The sequence below is a fragment of the Singulisphaera sp. GP187 genome, assembly GCF_900129635.1.
Classification (GTDB): Bacteria; Planctomycetota; Planctomycetia; order Isosphaerales; family Isosphaeraceae; genus Singulisphaera.
The window spans coordinates 985,805-1,002,239 of sequence record NZ_FSRB01000001.1 but is presented as its reverse complement, the minus strand read 5'-3'; the positions used below and the strand labels follow the sequence as shown (position 1 = coordinate 1,002,239).

The following is a 16,435-nucleotide window of genomic DNA, read 5'->3' as shown; positions in this document are numbered from 1 at the left end:
AGGGAAAGGTGGCCTCGCGCGCTGGACAAGTCCGTGAGGATGGGTTATTAATTGAACCGAATGAACCGCCTGCTGATCCCTCCCGTGTGAAACTCACGATTTCGTTCTCTGCCAACCCGCGAGCCTTCATCCAACCAAGAATCCCCCCCCGACCTTGAGCTTTTTCCCCTTGCGACTTGCCTGCCCTGACTGTTGTCATCCGTGCCGAGATCCCTTGCCGCTGCCCAACCTATGTTTTACAATAAGACAACATTGTGCGAAGCGCCATCCTCGAGAGTCGCGCTCGGCCTTGAGGGCCGCGTGACGGGCGCGGAAGTCCGACTTCCTTGGCGATTGATCTCGTTGAGCGTGACTCAGGTGGCAAGGAAGTCTGCGTCCATGATCAGTGGACGAGAGTCAGGATCGACGTGGTTCCGGGAGCCCGGGCCGAATTCGAACCAGGTTTCGTGGTGACGAGCCGCGGTGGAGGAGGTTCCTCGATGCAGAGGCAGACGAGACGGTGGCGGAACCGCTGGGTCGGTGGGGTTGGGTTGCTCGCCGCGCTGGTGGCTCTGGGCTTCGTGTTCCCGCGCGTCTGCCACTCACTGAAGCAACGACAGCGGCCTGCCCTCGAGCGGCTGTCGACCGCAACCGTCCGTCGCACGGATCTCTGGGGATCGGTCACGGCCGGGGGAACCGTCGGCAGCTCGAACCAGACAAACATCGATTGCGAGCTGAAGAGTCTCTCCGCCGGCGTCCGCGGGATGAGCCTGGTGACCAGCGGTGCCTCGACGATCTTGTCGGTGGTGCCCGCCGGGACGTTGGTCAAGAAAGACGAGATCCTCTGCGAGCTCGACTCCTCAGACTATGAGGAACTGGTTCGCCAACAAAAGATGACCGTCGAGCGAGCCCGATCCGACCATCTTCAGGCGAAACTCAACTACGAGGTCGCCGAGATGGCGATCACCCAGTACCGCCAAGGGATCTTGCTTCAGACGCAGAAATCGCTGAACGGTCAAATCGCCCTGGCCAAGTCGGATCTGGAGCGGACCGCCGATCGATTGGCCTGGTCTCGGCGGATGCACAAAAAGGGATATGTTTCGATTGGACAGGTTTCAAACGATGAGGTTACACTCAGTCGGCAAACCTTCAACCTCGAGCAGTCGCTGCTCGGCTTGAAGGTTTTCGAGCGTTATGAGGTACCGGGCACGCTCCGTCAGCTCGATAATCAAGTCGCCTCGACCAAGAGGAACTACGAATATCAGACCGACCGGCTGACGCGCCACGTTGATAGCCTGGAACAATTCGAGCTTCAGGTGAAGCATTGTACGATCCGGGCCCCTCACGACGGCTTCTTGATCTACGCGAACGACCCGTACCGCAACTTCGTCATCGAGCCTGGAATCGCCGTCCGCCAGAACCAGACCCTGTTTTACTTGCCCGACCTGGCGCAGATGGAAGTCAAAGCGCTCCTGCATGAGTCGATCGTTCAGAAAGTCCACGACGGGATGCGCACCAAGATTCGGGTCGAGGGCCTGCCCAATAATCATCTCGAGGGGCACGTCGTCTCGATCGCCGCGCTGCCGACGCGAAACTTCTTCAGCGAGGTCACCTACTACGTCGGACAGATCAAGCTCGACAACATCCCCCGCGGCCTCTTGCCGGGAATGACCGCCGAGGTCGAGATTTCGACCGTCCATCGACCCGACGTCTTGACCATCCCCTCCCAGGCGATGACCGTCGAAAACGGGACGGACGTTTGCTACGTCACCGATGGCAACAACAACCTCGAGCGCCGCGAGGTCAAGCTGGGCCAGGCGTCGCACGATCGCCTCGAAGTGACCGAAGGGCTCAGCGAAGGCGAGCAGGTCGTCCTCGACCCCTCGACCATCGACGCTGATCTCATGTCCGAACTCAGCACCTCAACTGCCTCCGCCTCCCCTGCCCCGACCCAGGCCGAACCCGAGCCGATCGTCCACGCCGAAGTCCCCGTGGCGACGGTTACTCACTGAGCGGCGGAACTGAGCCAACCCGGCTCAAGGTCAGACCAACAACAGGCAAACCAGGCGCTCCTCCCTTGATCCCGAGGGCGCCGGCCTGTTTGATCAGAATCGACGCCATCGTTGTCGTCTCGTCTTCCGAGCCGCGCGATGGCCGTCGTCGTTTCTCTTTTTTTAGGAAACCATCCATGTCCACCGAGAAACCCAAACCTTACACCGATGAGGAAGTGGAAGCGAAGATCAAAGAAAACGGTCTCACCGGGTGGACTCTCGAAGACGGCTGGCTCCGGCGGAAATATTCCACGGATGGTTGGCCCACGACCTTGATGCTGGTCAACGCGATCGGCTACCTCTGCGAAGCCGCCTGGCATCACGCCGACCTCTCGGTCACCTGGGGCAAGGTATGGTGCAAGCTGAAAACCCACTCGGCGGGCGGGATCACCGACAAGGACTTCGCCCTCGCTCGCAAGATTGAAGACACCGTTCTCTGGCGCCCCGAACCAGGCGGCCCGCTGGAAGGGACGCCCAACAAGTTTGTGCATAGCAAATAATTCCATAACGAAACACGGTTTCACCTGTTTTTTTCAAAACATTACTAGATTTACGGCGAATCCGGAAAGTAATGCACGGATTTTGCAATACTCTAGCGACGGCATCGGGTTGATGGATCCTGACGGAAAGCACGGTGACGTAACGACACCTGACCTTCGCGAGACTGTCGCCACATTACCGGGGGCTCTTCATCCGTCGGAAGACAGGGAGCTGACGCTCCCCGCTCGCCTTTGGAAGGCGAGCGAAGACCAACGACCAAGGGACGGCACCGATCGTGGCTCAAGGGATTTCGCTCGCCTGGAAGGCGAGCGGGGAGCGTCAGCTCCCTGTCTGTGGGCCTTCGCATCGATCGGCGCTTTTGACACTGTGGCAACGGCACCGGGTTGACAGAACCGGGCGGAAAACCCGGTCTCGTGACGATAGTGTCTATTTTGTATCCCCTTCGGGGCTGCGAAAGGAGAGATGATCGCATCACAAGCCAAGTGCCCGCCCACGGAAGACTGCGATGACTTAGCCTCGCAAGCCGTCCCAGACCGTGCCCGACGCCCCCGCCAGTTCGAGCGAGGCCACGAGTCCGGCATGACGGCCGCCCGCCAGGCCGTCGGCGAGGAGCGCGGCGCCTTGGGCCGCGTGCTTGACCCAGGCTCCCGGCAGCGAGCGGAGCGGGATCACGGCGCCGAGGGGCTCGAGTGCAGCGTGGGCCAGCGCCGCGAGTTCGGGCCGGTCGGCCGAGGCGCCTGAGAGGTAGATCCGGTCGAACGGGGTGACGGCCTTCAGGCCCGCGACATGTTTGGTCAGGGACTCGCGAAAGGCGTCAGGACCTTCGGGGCCGAGGTCGATCAGACCGCCCCGGAAGAGTCGGTCCTTGGTGAGCGGCGAGCACCAGTAGGCGACCTCGCCGTCCCAGCAACCGCCGGAACGGACACCGATCGGTCCGCGGGTCCCCGCCGCGGCGTCGACGAGCCGGCCTTGAGAGACGATCATCACGGCCGAGAAGGCCGAACCGAGCTCGACCACGGCAAAGGTCGATTCGGAGAAAGCCGCACCACGCTCCGCGGCATCGGCCTGAAGGGCCAGCGCGGTCACGGCGACCTTGTCGGCGGTTCCCAGATCGATGGTGTTGAGCTTGCGATGCGCCGGGATCGAGGGAAGGTGGACGCCTCCCGGCAGAAAGAGGACGGGCAAGCCCGACGCCGCCAAGGCGCGCACCCAGGAGCGAAAGCCAACGACACCCGCGTCGATACCGCGTTGGTCGGGCCGGACGAGCGACATCTCCTCGAAGTCGCGGTCGGTCAGGTCCGCCGCGCGAACCAGCGGGAGTCCGTAGCCTGAAGGACCGGCGATCAGGTCGATCGGCAACCAGTCGCGGAGCACCGAGACGAGCGCTTCGGGATCGCGCTGGAGCGCCCCCGGGCTCAGACGTTCCTGACCGACCACCGCGCCGTCGGCCAACAAGAGAAGGTCGAGGCTGCTGGTGCCGGGATCGGTGCCGACGACACGGACCACGCGCTCACCCCAAGGTCGACCGACCGAGTTCGAGAATCTCCTCGGCGTCGAGGACCTTGTCGTTAGTCGTGAACAGTTCCTGGAGTGCTTTCTTGTGGATCTTCATCTTGGTGCCGCCGACCCCAAGCGCTCCCCAGGCACGCACGCCGCCACGGTCGACCCCTTTGTCGGTCGCCGAAATCCCTTCGATCCCCAGCGGCGGGACCGCGTTGAGGTCGATGGCCACTTTCAGGTGAGGCAGTGAGCGGCGGACCTGCTCCGGCAGGAGCGTCGCCCCCGCGGCCCCCGCGGCCACCACGATCTGAACACCGGCGAGTCCGTTCGCCAGTGTGTCTTCATCCGACGTGGAAAAGGGGGTGAACTGACCGCTGTTCGCCTGCCCGAGCATTTCCACCGTCGCTTGTGCCCGATCGAGCCGTCTCGAGCCGAGGGCCACCTTGGCGCCCAGTCGGCCGAACAGCCGCGCCACCCGCTGACCGACCGGACCGGTGCCGCCCAGAACGGCCGTGGTCACGCCGTTCAAGGATCCGCCCGCCCCTTCCAGGGCGGCCAGGACGGCCGCGGCCGCCGTCGTGTTGCAACCGTTGGCGTCAAACAGAACGGAGACCCGGAAATTGGCGAAGAAGGTCTTGGTGACCTCTTTCAAGATCGCCTCACCGATCACGACGCTCGACCCGCCCACGAAGATCGCGGTCCGCCGCAGGTCGGCCGGTCCGCGCGTGAACAGGGCCCCATAGACCAGGTCGCGCACCGCGTCGGGCTGAACCCCGCCATGGCGGAACAGATGGTCCACTCCCGAGTCAACCGCCACGACACCGTCGAAGACGCTCGGTTGGGGGTCGCTATCGAGTTGGATCAGGATGGAAGGCTTGGGTGTGGCGGTGGGTGAGGAGGTGGAAGTAGGCATCGGCGTGGGCGATCCTCTGTCCAAAGGTACGAGCCAGGCACCGCCCCCCGTTGAGTGGGGACGAACGGGGCCTGGCTTCGACTCGATGGTCAGGCAAACGGGTGCTTGACGATATCCTTCTGAGCCGTGATCTCGCCGATCGCCGGCAGATTCTTCATGGCGCGCTCGATGGAGAGCTTGGTCGCCTCGTAGTTGAACTTGAGGATCTTGGCGTTGTCTTCGGCGGCGGGGTGGATGAAGACGCCGCAGACGATGACGAGGTTCTCGGCCTCGGCGCTGGGGATGGTTCCCTCGGCGACGCAGTCGGCCACGGCCTTGGCAACCGCGTACTGGGCGGGGCCGAACATCTGCACGGCCTGCTTCATGCCCTTGATGGTGACCTTGGTGATCAGCACCGTGGCGGGCTTGGCGAGCAGGTTGGGGGTCAGCACGGCGAGGAGATTGGTGTGGCCGGCCGACTGGTTGGCCAAGGCGCTGGCGAAGGCCGCTCCCACGGGACCGGTCTTGGTGCCGATCAACAAGTCGATATGTGCGATCTCATTACCTTCGCCGACCAGGGCTTCACCAATGTTCATCGTCAAATCGCTGGCCATGGGGTCTGCACTCCGCTTCTGTGTCTGAAATAATTGAGGGGTTGTCCAAAAACCAATCAGCTTGGCACCGTGACAACCGAATCCATGGCCCCGAATCATAACAGCCCAGGCGTCAACCGCAACCCCCTCCATTTGTTAAGCAATTGAAAAAAAAGCTTGTCCGCCGATGTATGAACTGTTTCAATAACCCGTCACGCACGTAACGGTGCTGCTCCGTTTCGGCGACCGCGGGCGGTCGCCCTTCCCTTGTTCCGCTTTATGGAGACCAACGATGCGCAAAACGTTTCCGCTGCTGGCCGTGGCCGTTCTGTTCTCGGGTCTGACCCTCGCCTGGGCCGCCGAGGAAGTCACCATCACCGGTGATGCCGTCTGTGCCAAGTGCGCGTTGAAAGAGACGCCCAAGTGCCAGAACACGATCACGACGGAAGAAAAGGGCAAGAAGGTCACCTACTACCTCGCCAAGAACGCTGAGAGCAACAAGGCGCACCAGAGCCTGAGCATCTGTGGCGCGACCAAGGATGCCCCCGTCAAGGTCAAGGCCACCGGCACCGTGAAGGAAGAGGAAGGCAAGAAGGTCCTCACCGCCACGAAGATCGAAGCCGCTGATTGATTGACTGCGGCCAACGCGATCCTGGCGGGCGGAACTCGCCCGCTGGGATCACTCACTCCTCTTTCCTATTTCTTTTTCCCTTTTTTTTTACTTTGGACCTCCTCATCCTTGGCGCCAGCGCCCGAGCGGCCGCGTTCTCGGCGCGTCGCGCTCAGCTTCAACCGCGCGGGATCGACCTCTTCGCCGATGCCGATTTGACCTCCCTCTGCGCCGCGCGGCAGATTGCTCCCGAAGACTATCCCAACCGTCTGGCGGAGCTCGCCCTCGAATCGCCTCCTGGCCCCTGGATCTATACCGGGGCGCTCGAAAACGACCCCGACCTGATCGATCGGATCGCCACGCGGCGGCCCCTTTGGGGTAATACCGGAACGGTCCTTCGCGCCGTGCGCGATCCGTTCGCATGGTCGGCGGCGTTGCGCCGAGCCGGACTCCCCTGCCCCGCCGTCCAGTCGAATGCCGAAGGCCTGCCCCGCGACAGCAGTTGGCTGGTCAAGCCGATCGCCTCGGCCGGGGGAATGCGGATTCAGCGCCTCACCCAGAAGACGAACCGCCCTGCCTGGCCCTGCTTCTATCAAGAACGGATCAGGGGTCTCAATCTTTCGGCCATGTTTATCGGAAGAGCCGCCGAAGTCCACTTGGCCGGTGTCACCCGCCAACTCCTCGGATATCCCGGGGCCGACTTTGCCTACGTGGGAAGCGTAGGGCCTTGGCCCGTTACCGCGGCCGAGGAGACCCGGATCGAGACCCTCGGCGCCTTGCTCGCGAAAACGTTCGGCTTGCGCGGGCTGTTCGGCGTCGACTTCATCCTGGCCGACGGCCACCCCTGGCCCGTGGAGATCAACCCGCGTTATACCGCCTCAGTCGAGGTGCTCGAACTGGCCCTCGGCGCGTCCCTGCTCTCCGCCCATCGCTCCGTCTTCGACCCCGCGGCCCCCGCGATCGTCCCCGCCCCGACGCCACGACCGCGCCGGGCCGTGGGCAAGTTGATCCTGTTCGCCCCGGGCCAGTGCCACTTCCCCCCTACATCCCGGCATCGGCCCGCCGCCAAAGACGTCTTCGCGATCCCAGCACTCGGCGACCGGCCGCAGCCCGGAGTCAGGTTCGAACCGGGAGAACCGATTGCGACCCTCATCGAGCATGCCGATCATGTGGAAGCCTGCCTCGCCCGGCTCGAGCGTCGACGCGCACGCTGGGAACGGCGCTTACTCACAAAAGCCCTTTTGTAGAGTGGACAAGGCCCACCATCTTGGTCCACAAGACATGATAAGGCGGCGGCTTGCACCGGCTCTTAAAGGCTCTTGAGGTAGGCGATCAGGTCGTCGGTCTCGCTCTCGCTGAGCGTACCCAGGGCCGAGACGATTTCCGGGCTATGCGGGTCGGTCAGCGCATCGCGGAGGGTTTTGGACCGGCCGTCGTGCAAGAACGGATCCTTGTCATAGACGCCTCGGAGCGACGGAGGGTTGTACCCTTCATAGGCATCGTCCCGTTCCTCCAGACCGACGATGTGGATCTTACCGTCCGTCAACTCGGGTCCGGAATGGCACTTGGTGCAGGCGGTCTTGGACGAGCGGAAGATCGCCTCGCCGCGCTGGGCTTCGGGCGAAAGGCTGCCATCGGGATTGCGAAACGGATTGCGCGGAAATTCAAGAGTGTTCAAGTAGGCGACCAATGCCTTGACCTCGTCGTCGGCCGGCCTCGGGCCTTGCATGCTCTTGGTGAACGACTCGATCGTGGCATCCTCGAGGCTCTTCTGCCAGCCGTGCCAGGTCCAAGGGCCCGTCTCGCTGACCCGTCGGAGGGTCGGCACTTTCTTGCGACTGCGCAGGTGCGCGGTGCTCAGATCTTGGCGGCCATCGTTGAGCGTGTCGAAGTCGAGGCCGTTGGTATGACCGTCAGGGTGGCAGGTGCTGCAACTGTACCACTGGTTGAACGAGCGTTCGGCCGCGTGAAACAGGATTTCACCGCGGCGGACCAGCGACAGTTCCTTGGGACCCCCCAGAGGAATGGTGTGGGTCAGCTTGGCACTCACCGCGTCGACGACCTGGATCGAATCATCGAGATAGTTGGCCACGTAGAGCGTCTTGCCATCCGCCGCGAACGCGAGCTCGGTGGGACGGCCCCCAACCGCGACACGGCGGAACCGGCCGTCGTTTTTGAGGAGCGAGGGATCGATCATGTCGCGCGAGCTCAACGACCTCCAAGGGAGCTTCGCCAGGTCGGTCCGGAAAATCATGACCTCGTGGGTCCCGCCGCAACTGACCGCGAGATATTGGCCATCGCGACCGGCCGCCGCGCCATAGACGTCGGCGGCGGCCCTGCCCTGTGCATCGAGCGTCAGCGTGGCAAAGGGCTCGGAGTCGTCGATCCTGACCCGTGTCAGGCACTGGCCGAGCACCCAACCCAGATCGATATTATTGCGCGTGGTGGCGAACCCTTTGTTCCGCAGGTTGGCCACATAACCCGTCGAACCATCGCCGCTGAAAGTGACCTGCCTGAGGTTGTCTCCCTTGATCGGAAACGTCCGCTCGACCGTCCACGAGCCGAGGGAGATCAAGGAGAGGCTCTGCGACCGCGTGTTCCCGACGAGCAAGTGGGTTCCGTCGGGCGAGAGTGCCAGCCCGCGCGGTTCGCGACCGACCGCCAGGCGTCCGGTCACTTCGCGGGCGTCGAGGTCGACACGAACCACCTCATTACTGACCCCGACCGCCACATACGCGGTTTTGCCGTCGTCGCCGATTACAACCCCGCGTGGTTCAGGCCCGACCGCAACCCGACCGACGACCTCGAGCTTCTCGGAGCCCACTTCGAGCACCGCCAGGTCGTAACCGTACCAGTGGGTGACTGCTCCGCGCCGTCCGTCCTTCGCCAGCGCGACCCCGGCCGGCTTGTCCCCTGTGGCGACCTCGGCCAGAACCCGGCCGGCCGCGGTGTCCACCAGCGAGACCGTGCCCGAGGTCTGGTTGGCCGTCAGAATCCTGGTCCCATCCGTCGAGAGCGCCAGGGCGATCGGTGAGCGATGGGGTTCCTCCCCCGAGGTGGGTTTCGGCGGGTCGTCCGACATCGCGAACGGCACATACGTCAGCAGCACGAGGGCGACCAAGGCCAGGGCCGAGGCCAGTCCCATCCGGACGCGAGGGCGGTTCTTCATCGAGACGCTCCGCAAGAATCCCAAAAAAATGGGAGGGCGACGGACCTCGCCGATCGGCGGGGTCCGCTCGACAGCGCCGTTACATTCGGTCGACAACCTCGATTCCAAGCAAGTCGAGTCCGAATTTCAAGGTCCTCGCCGTGATGTCGGCCAGGGCCAGCCGGCTATTGCGGCGTTCGGTCGACTCCGCCTTCAGGACCGGGCACTCCTCGAAGAAGGAGCTGAAGGCGTTGGCCAGGTCAAATAGGTAGTCGGTCAGGATGTTCGGCTTGAGTTCCAGGGCGGCCAGTTCGAGCGTCTCGGGGAGCCGGAGCAAGCGGACACCCAAGGCACGCTCGGCGGGATGGCTGAGGGCGATCGTCGGACGCTGGAGGCGAATCGACTCCGGGGTGATCTCGCCTTTGCGGAAAATGCTCTGGATCCGGGCGTACGCATACTGGAGGTAAGCGCCGGTGTTCCCGTTCATGGCCAGCATTTTTTTCCAGTCGAACACGTAGTCGCTCTGCCGGTTCTGGGAGAGGTCGGCATACTTGATCGACCCCAAGCCCACAACTTCCGCAACCCGTTGGTGCTGCTCGGGTTCGAGGTCCGGGCTGATCTCTTGCACCACCTTCAAGGCTTCGGCGACCCCCTCGTCGAGCAGCGACTCCAGGCCGACGACGTCGCCATCGCGGGTCTTGAACGGCTTCCGGTCGGTACCGAGGATGGTGCCGAAGGCGACGTGCTCGAGATCGGTCCGCTCATAGCCCCAGCGCCGGGCCACGGCGAACAGAAGCTTGAAGTGATCCCCTTGGCGATGGTCGACGACGTAGAGGACTTCGTCGGGCTTCCAGGTCTCCTCGCGGTACTTGATCGTCGCCAGGTCGGTCGTCGCGTAGTTATACGCCCCGTCGCTCTTGCGAACGATCAAGGGGGCCTTGGTCCCTTCGACGAAGACGACCGTGGCCCCTTCGCTGACCTGCGCGATTCCCTTCGACTCGAGGTCCGCGACCACGCCGGCAAGCATCGAGTCGTAAAAGCTCTCGCCGAGCTCGACGTCGAACTTGACGCCGAGGCGGTCGTAAACGTCCTTCAGGGCGGCCAGGCAGTAGGGCATGAACCGCTCCCAGAGGGCGCGATTCTCGGCATCGCCGGCGTGCAGCTTGGCGGTCTCAACGCGCGTGGCGTCCTCGACGCTCGGTTCCTTGGCCTTGATCTTCGCCTGGGCGAGCCGATAGAGCCGGGCCAGCTCGGCCACGGGATGCGCGGCGAACGCGACCTCGTCGCGATGGTTCTTCCAGCCCCAGAGGATCATCCCGAACTGCGAACCCCAGTCACCCAGGTGGTTGTCCCGAATCACCTGATGACCCAGCGCCGCAAAGATCCGCGCCAGGCTCTCGCCGATTACAGTGGAGCGGATGTGCCCGACGTGCATCGGCTTGGCGACGTTCGGCGAGGAATAGTCCACGACGACCGTCTTGGGCCGGGCCGGCGGCGCAATGCCGAGCGCCTCGTCGGCGATCAGCGTTTCGAGCGTTTGGGCCACCCAAGAGTCGACGAGCCGGACGTTGAGGAAGCCGGGGCCGGCCACTTCAGGGGGCTCGGCGAGCGGGGCCAGATCGACCGTCTCCGCCACCCGGTTCGCCAACTCCCGCGGGTTCTTCTGAAGCGCCTTGGCCAGGGCCATGCAGCCGTTGGCCTGATAGTCGCCGAACTTGGAGTCGGTACTCGGACGGACGGCGGCCGCAAACGAGGCCGGGTCTCCCCCTTCGGGTGTGGCGGTGGCGAAGGACTGGCGGAGACGTTCGAGGACGTTCATGATCTTGGGTTCTGGCCGAAAAAAAAGAGGGTCTTGAGGGTGAGGCGCACACCGAGCCCGGCGCTCTCAAGGAGAACACGAGAGAGACGGGCCAGTCTCCCTGGTTCTCGATGAAAAGTCGAGCCTCGCGAACCGCGCAACGGCGGTCAGAGGGTTTCCTCGACCTGATCGGTCGCGGCCTCGGTTCCGGTCCCGAGATCCGCTTCCGGCATGGATTCGGCTTTGGCTTCGGGAGCGGTTTCCAGCTTGCCCCTGGACCGAGGCGCGGGGCGAACGCGGTCGGGGTCTTGCCAGTCGAGGCGCGGGGCATCTCCCCAGATATCTTCGAGGCCGTAGTAGGTACGGGCCTCTCCCGAGAAGACGTGGACGACGAAGTCGCCATAGTCGACCAGGACCCATCGCCCTTCTTCCGACCCTTCGAGCCCGAGCTTGAAGTCTTTCAGCCGCTTCATTTCCTGGTCGATCTCGGTGGCGATCGCATTGCTCTGCCGCCGTGAGCTGGCGGTGGCGATCACAAAGAAATCGACCAGGGGTGTCGCCTGGCGAAGGTCGAGCACCATGATATCTTTGGCCCGATTGTCGTCGGCAATCCGGGCACAGATCCGGGCGTGCTCGAGAGCGCGGGCCATCCGATCGGGCTGGCTCCGTCCCGCGGCATTGAACGGGACATCATCTTGCGGTTCGTGGTCGGGACGTCGAGGCTTCAGTTCGGGATCGGGGGCCGCTTGGTCGTCGTTCGTCGGCGGAGAAACCTCGGTGTCGTTGATATCGGCCATCGCAGCTCAGCTCGTCCGGGGAGACAGGGAAACGGAGGCGGTTCATGTCCCACCCCAGGTATTCCCCGAGTTTTCAGCAGTTGAACGCTCGCGTGTCAGACACCCGACCCAGCGTCATCAGAGCCGGACACGCTTGGAATGCTCCAGGTTCAGGGAACGCTCATACAGTCTACCCACATACAAACGCAATGCCTATCGCAGAAATTGTCGACTCAATTTTCCGAAAAGCGCTCCGAGTAATCGCCAATCGCCAATCCGGTGGTCCCCCCCCTGAGGAACCGCGGTGTGTGCGGCAGGGCAATCGCCCCAGATGCCCCAATCTCGAATTTCTACCGACAACGTGGAGCGACGACACACCCCACCTCCCGAAACCGAGGCCGGCTTGACGCACGCCTCGACTGGCCCCAATCGATGAGGTCGTGGCGAACGAGAGCATTTCACGCCGGGGAATCGAGTCTCACGAACGGGCCAGATACCGTTGAAAATACGGTGCGGTCGGCGTTCCGCCCGCGATCTTGATCATCGAGTTGATCTGACCTCGATGATAGGTGGCGTGGTCGACAACGTGGATCATGGTGTCGCCCAGGGGAAGAGAGAACCATTCTCCGTAGGTATTCTGAGCGGTCACCGTGGTCTGCAACGATTCATCGGTCTGGCTCTCGAGAAACGTCGACAGGCTCGAATGGACCTTGGGCCAGTGCCCCACGAGGTCACTCCGAGTCGGATACCGGGCCTCCCCCTCGATCGCCGCCTGGCCGTCCCCCCGCCACCGCTGGAGCCAGACTTCCTGGGCCGCCATCCCATGCACGAGCAGCCCGTGGATCGACCCGTGCGAAAACCCCCGACGGAGGTGATACTCACGGTCCGGCACGGTGCTCGAAGCCGCCAGCATCGCCTCGTCGGCCCACTGCATGTAGCCGAAGAGGCGCCGGACCAGTTCGGTCGTAACGGACATCGACACTTCCTCTGTCTACCGAGGAACGTACGCGTCGAGGCAAACTTCCCTCGATCTCAGTCCTTGGGACACCAGCGGCCGTCGGAATGTTCTCGACGAATTCCAGAAACAGGTACGCCGCGAACGGGACAACTCTCATGTCGGAAACGGAAAGGGAACCCAGAACGCTCGGTCGACTCATCGCGATCGGAGACATCCATGGGTGCAGTGTGGCCCTGAAGACCCTGCTCGACGCCATCAACCCTCAAGCCGACGACACGATCGTTGTCCTCGGCGACGTGATCGACCGGGGCCCTGATAGTAAAGGATGCGTTGAGTCGCTCATCGACCTGGCAGGCCGATGCCACTTGATCCTCCTTCGTGGGAATCACGAGGAGATGCTCTTCAACGCGCTGGAATCTCGATCGGAACTTCACGGTTGGCTCAAATTTGGCGGGCAGCAAACGCTCGATTCCTACGCCCAGGGAAGCGGCCCCGAAGACATCCCGAGCGACCACCTTCGATTCCTTCGTAGTGGTCGTCCCTACTTCGAGACGAACCAATTCATCTTTGTGCACGCTTCCTACAACCACGATATGTCGATGCCTGACCAGGCTTCCGACGCCATTCTACGGTGGGAGTCCGTGACCCCCCATCGGATGAGGCCCCACAATTCAAACAAGTCAGTCATCGCAGGTCACACCCCGCAACGCAGTGGACAACCGTTAGACCTGGGCTTCATGAAGGTGATCGACACGGACTGTAGCAGGGGAGGTTGGCTGTCTGCCCTGGAAGTCCGAAGCGGCAAACTGGTTCAGGCCAAGCAGACTCAGGAGACCCGCTGCTCTTCATTAAAATGATAGTTAATTCAAACACGCCAATATTTATTTTTAATTCCCAATTTTTTCAAAAGCGGAGATCGCACAACACCCCGGCATGGATCCGACTCGGTTCAGAGCGAGTTGCAACGTCGCTTGATGTCCAGCAAGGTCTTTGCGTTGCGATCGCGATCCACGCCCGCGGACGCCAGGTCATCGACGGAGGTGCCAATCAACAGTTGGGCCGCGGCCTTGAGCGGCTCATAGCAGGCGTCGAGGGTCTGCACGAGCGGGGTCCCGGCCTCTTCCAGGGCAGTCACCCGCACTTGCAAGTCACGGATGAGCTTCGAGGCCCTGGCTACAAAACTGGCCTCGTCCGATTTCTCAGACAGGGCAACCGGCTCCTTGATCGACTCGCGCCCCTTGAAGTATTCGCGCATCGCATCGTAGACGGCCGAGTGCTTTTTATCCGCAAATACGTAGGCAATCCGCTTCATGTAGCAGGCCAACAGCGTTACCGCGCACATGCCGCACGGGTCGAACGTGTTGTATAGGGTGCACCCACTGTTCAAAAAGTCTTCTGGTGTTGATCCTGCTGCCATAAACATCGATGATTTATAATAGGCCTCGACGGCAACGCCAACTTGACGTGGCCGCTTCGCCTTGACCCTCTCGATCGCTGAGCGGATCGCAACCTGCTCCCCATGTTGCAGGGGATTCTCGTCCTGATGGATCCGATTCTGTTCGAGCGAGAGGACTTCCCCGTCAATGTTGTCGACGACCAACGTGTGCACGTTGTAGCCGCGCACGTGGGTAACGACGGCCCCCTTGCGGACTTCCGGGTCGAACCGGATGTAGTTCGACGTCAGCAATCCGAGCGTTGCGATGCAATCCCGCTCAATTTGAAACAAGGAACTCATGAAATCTCCTTGGGGACCGACCCGCGCGGCCTTGGCTGGGTCGGCCCGTGACAAAGTTACACTTGATTATTCGCGCTGCGCAACCGGAGCCGGCCGATTCAATTTTGGTCGACCTCGTCCTCGCCGCGTGAGACCTGGGGCAGCGACTTGCGCTCGGGTAAGTCGCGAGCGACGCTCTCGGTCAGGACGCCCGCTCGGGTCAGTTTTCTCAGGGGGGCCTGTGACACGCGGAGGTTCTGGTAGAAGTTCCGGATGCCCTGCGCGAGTTGCAACGAATAGTCAACGGTGACGAACTGGCGATCTTTCCCGTCCGGGCCCTTAAACTTCTCGAAGTGACTCCCTGGGCGGATTGGCCGGAAGAAAGCGTCGAACTCGGCGATCTGGACCTCCTTCTTGCCCAGATTCGACGCTGCTTCACTGCCCGCGACGGTCGGGATCGGATAACCACTGTCGAGGTTCAGGGGGAGGTTGTCCCCCAAGGTCCCGGCTCGCCCATGACACGAGATGCACGATGACGCCGGATTGTCGACCGGCCCGTTCAGTCGCCCCCCGAGACCGAAGTGACGAAGATAGGCCCGGTTCCCCCAATCGGTACCGGCTGCCGGCTCGATCAGTGCGGGATTGAGCGCAGATTGCTTCAAATAGGGGTTGGAGAAACTTCCGTCTCGATCGATCAGCCGCTTCTCGTGCGAATCATCGCCCCAAATCGCCCCGACCGGCACCATCTTGTCCCACACCGACGGACCCGCTTGGGAGGCGTCGTAGATAAAGGTTCCGAAGATCCACCCCGACCCCGAGGCCACCCGTGGATCCTTGACCGCGACGTCGATCTGGAGCAATCGAACGACCGTGTCGACTCGCGTCGGCGGGTGAGCGTCTTCGTCCGGGGCGATATTCGCAGTCCATTCCTTCGCCCCTTCAAGGAAGGGGACCTCCGCGATCGGTGCCGCGGAGAAGAGGAGCTTGAAGCTCACGGTGTGATCCGGAAAGGTCGCCCGACTCGGGTCGGGGAAGCCGTCGGGCGTGAGCCAGACCTTCCCAATCGTGTAACCTCCGCGATCGTTGTAGAGGCTGACGGCCCAGTTCTGGTGGAGGCGGGTGGCGCTCTGCGAAGGATGAACCTCTTTGGGGCGAGTGCGACGCTCGCGCGTCAGACCGTGGCGAAATTCTCGCCCGCCCCGCGTCTTCCCTTTCACCGAACCGTCCACCGAATCATCGTGCAACCAAGGGGCGTGATACCACTTGCGAGGGGCCGCCTTGTCGCCCTGAAAATCCACCTCGGTATTGCCTTCCAGGCAATATTTCAAGACCTCTTTAAGATAGGCCGACCAGTTGACGCGAAAATCGATTTCCGCCCATGGCACGGGCGAATCCGTGTCATATGAAGAGGGATAATTTTGACTCAGAGAAAAAAGGCCGGTCTCCCCCTCCGGCGGTGGAAACACGGGATCGTAACTCAGAAAGCGCGGACCTGCAACCGTCCCCGCCGCCACCGAGGTCGCTCGTTGCCGGGTAATCGACTCGCGAAAATGGCGTTCCGCGGACGGGGGCTGCTCTTGAGCCTCGGCAACGACACCAAAAGAAGCGATCATTACCACCGAACATAAGAGCGACGATCCATGCCAATTCATCGCCGTACAGCTCCCTTCCCGCGTATTTCGCCGTCAGGCCGGAGAAAACGTGATTGTCCAGGACGTTGGTCCCCTTAATTGAATCAAAGAATAACCAGACTGATTACCGCTTACAAGTGCCCAATCAAGTCATTGACGAATCCTACCGAGGGTGGCCTCAATTGAGTCTCCGCTTCGGCTCGCGGCTTCCACCTGGCTGATCCTCTGCGGTCTCCACTTGCACGCGAACCCGCAATATGAGAACGTTTTATTTACGACATACG

Annotated in this window: 14 protein-coding genes; 5 read left to right on the top strand and 9 right to left on the bottom strand. The window is 62.4% G+C overall.

Annotation, left to right across the window (positions count from 1 at the left end; genetic code table 11):
- The first annotated feature begins 479 nt into the window (after nt 1-479).
- Together BUS42_RS03975 and BUS42_RS03970 are read left to right on the top strand one after the other, a co-directional pair.
- Nucleotides 480-1,991, top strand: a complete 1,512-nt coding sequence (locus BUS42_RS03975; RefSeq protein WP_074310663.1) for an efflux RND transporter periplasmic adaptor subunit — start codon at nt 480-482, stop codon at nt 1,989-1,991.
- A 176-nt stretch (nt 1,992-2,167) separates the two neighbouring features.
- The gene (locus BUS42_RS03970; RefSeq protein WP_074305451.1) at nt 2,168-2,530 is read left to right on the top strand and encodes a 4a-hydroxytetrahydrobiopterin dehydratase; all 363 of its coding nucleotides are present in this window, start codon (nt 2,168-2,170) and stop codon (nt 2,528-2,530) included.
- Between the two features lie 511 nt (nt 2,531-3,041).
- On the opposite strand, the gene BUS42_RS03965 is transcribed toward BUS42_RS03970, so the two are convergent.
- From BUS42_RS03965 to fae, 3 genes are all read right to left on the bottom strand, one after another.
- A complete protein-coding gene (locus tag BUS42_RS03965; protein WP_074305449.1) occupies nt 3,042-4,037 on the bottom strand; it encodes a DUF1464 family protein in 996 nt (331 codons plus the stop codon).
- Between the two features lie 4 nt (nt 4,038-4,041).
- Nucleotides 4,042-4,944, bottom strand: coding sequence for an NAD(P)-dependent methylenetetrahydromethanopterin dehydrogenase (locus BUS42_RS03960; RefSeq protein ID WP_074305447.1), 903 nt, complete (start codon nt 4,942-4,944; stop codon nt 4,042-4,044).
- A gap of 89 nt (nt 4,945-5,033) precedes the next feature.
- Nucleotides 5,034-5,525, bottom strand: coding sequence for a formaldehyde-activating enzyme (gene fae, locus BUS42_RS03955; RefSeq protein ID WP_173878262.1), 492 nt, complete (start codon nt 5,523-5,525; stop codon nt 5,034-5,036).
- A 283-nt stretch (nt 5,526-5,808) separates the two neighbouring features.
- On the opposite strand from fae, the gene BUS42_RS03950 reads away from it, so the two are divergent.
- Nucleotides 5,809-6,147 (top strand): DUF6370 family protein, encoded by a 339-nt coding sequence (locus BUS42_RS03950; RefSeq protein ID WP_074305443.1) that lies wholly within the window; start codon nt 5,809-5,811, stop codon nt 6,145-6,147.
- 92 nt (nt 6,148-6,239) lie between these two features.
- Entirely contained in the window at nt 6,240-7,373 is a 1,134-nt protein-coding gene (locus tag BUS42_RS03945) for an ATP-grasp domain-containing protein (protein ID WP_074310661.1), read from the top strand.
- A 62-nt stretch (nt 7,374-7,435) separates the two neighbouring features.
- Here BUS42_RS03945 and BUS42_RS03940 read toward each other — a convergent pair whose 3' ends face one another.
- The 4 genes from BUS42_RS03940 to BUS42_RS03925 form a co-directional block, all read right to left on the bottom strand.
- Nucleotides 7,436-9,295: a c-type cytochrome gene (locus BUS42_RS03940; RefSeq protein ID WP_074310659.1), complete on the bottom strand. Its 1,860-nt coding sequence runs from the start codon at nt 9,293-9,295 to the stop codon at nt 7,436-7,438.
- A gap of 79 nt (nt 9,296-9,374) precedes the next feature.
- Nucleotides 9,375-11,093 carry an arginine--tRNA ligase gene (argS, locus tag BUS42_RS03935; RefSeq protein ID WP_074305441.1) on the bottom strand — a complete coding sequence of 573 codons (1,719 nt, stop codon included), beginning with the start codon at nt 11,091-11,093 and terminating at the stop codon, nt 9,375-9,377.
- A 146-nt stretch (nt 11,094-11,239) separates the two neighbouring features.
- Complete coding sequence (rsfS, locus tag BUS42_RS03930) at nt 11,240-11,869, bottom strand: ribosome silencing factor (protein ID WP_074305439.1); 630 nt, start codon at nt 11,867-11,869, stop codon at nt 11,240-11,242.
- Nucleotides 11,870-12,326: 457 nt separating this feature from the next.
- Complete coding sequence (locus BUS42_RS03925) at nt 12,327-12,824, bottom strand: DinB family protein (RefSeq protein ID WP_074305437.1); 498 nt, start codon at nt 12,822-12,824, stop codon at nt 12,327-12,329.
- 137 nt (nt 12,825-12,961) lie between these two features.
- Here BUS42_RS03925 and BUS42_RS03920 point away from each other — a divergent pair, with 137 nt between their 5' ends.
- Nucleotides 12,962-13,663, top strand: a complete 702-nt coding sequence (locus tag BUS42_RS03920; RefSeq protein WP_074305435.1) for a metallophosphoesterase family protein — start codon at nt 12,962-12,964, stop codon at nt 13,661-13,663.
- A 92-nt stretch (nt 13,664-13,755) separates the two neighbouring features.
- On the opposite strand, the gene BUS42_RS03915 is transcribed toward BUS42_RS03920, so the two are convergent.
- Complete coding sequence (locus BUS42_RS03915) at nt 13,756-14,541, bottom strand: cytidine/deoxycytidylate deaminase family protein (RefSeq protein WP_074305433.1); 786 nt, start codon at nt 14,539-14,541, stop codon at nt 13,756-13,758.
- Between the two features lie 98 nt (nt 14,542-14,639).
- On the bottom strand, nt 14,640-15,905 hold the full coding sequence (locus tag BUS42_RS03910; RefSeq protein ID WP_143206233.1) for a hypothetical protein: 1,266 nt from the start codon (nt 15,903-15,905) through the stop codon (nt 14,640-14,642).
- Between the last annotated feature and the right edge of the window lie 530 nt (nt 15,906-16,435).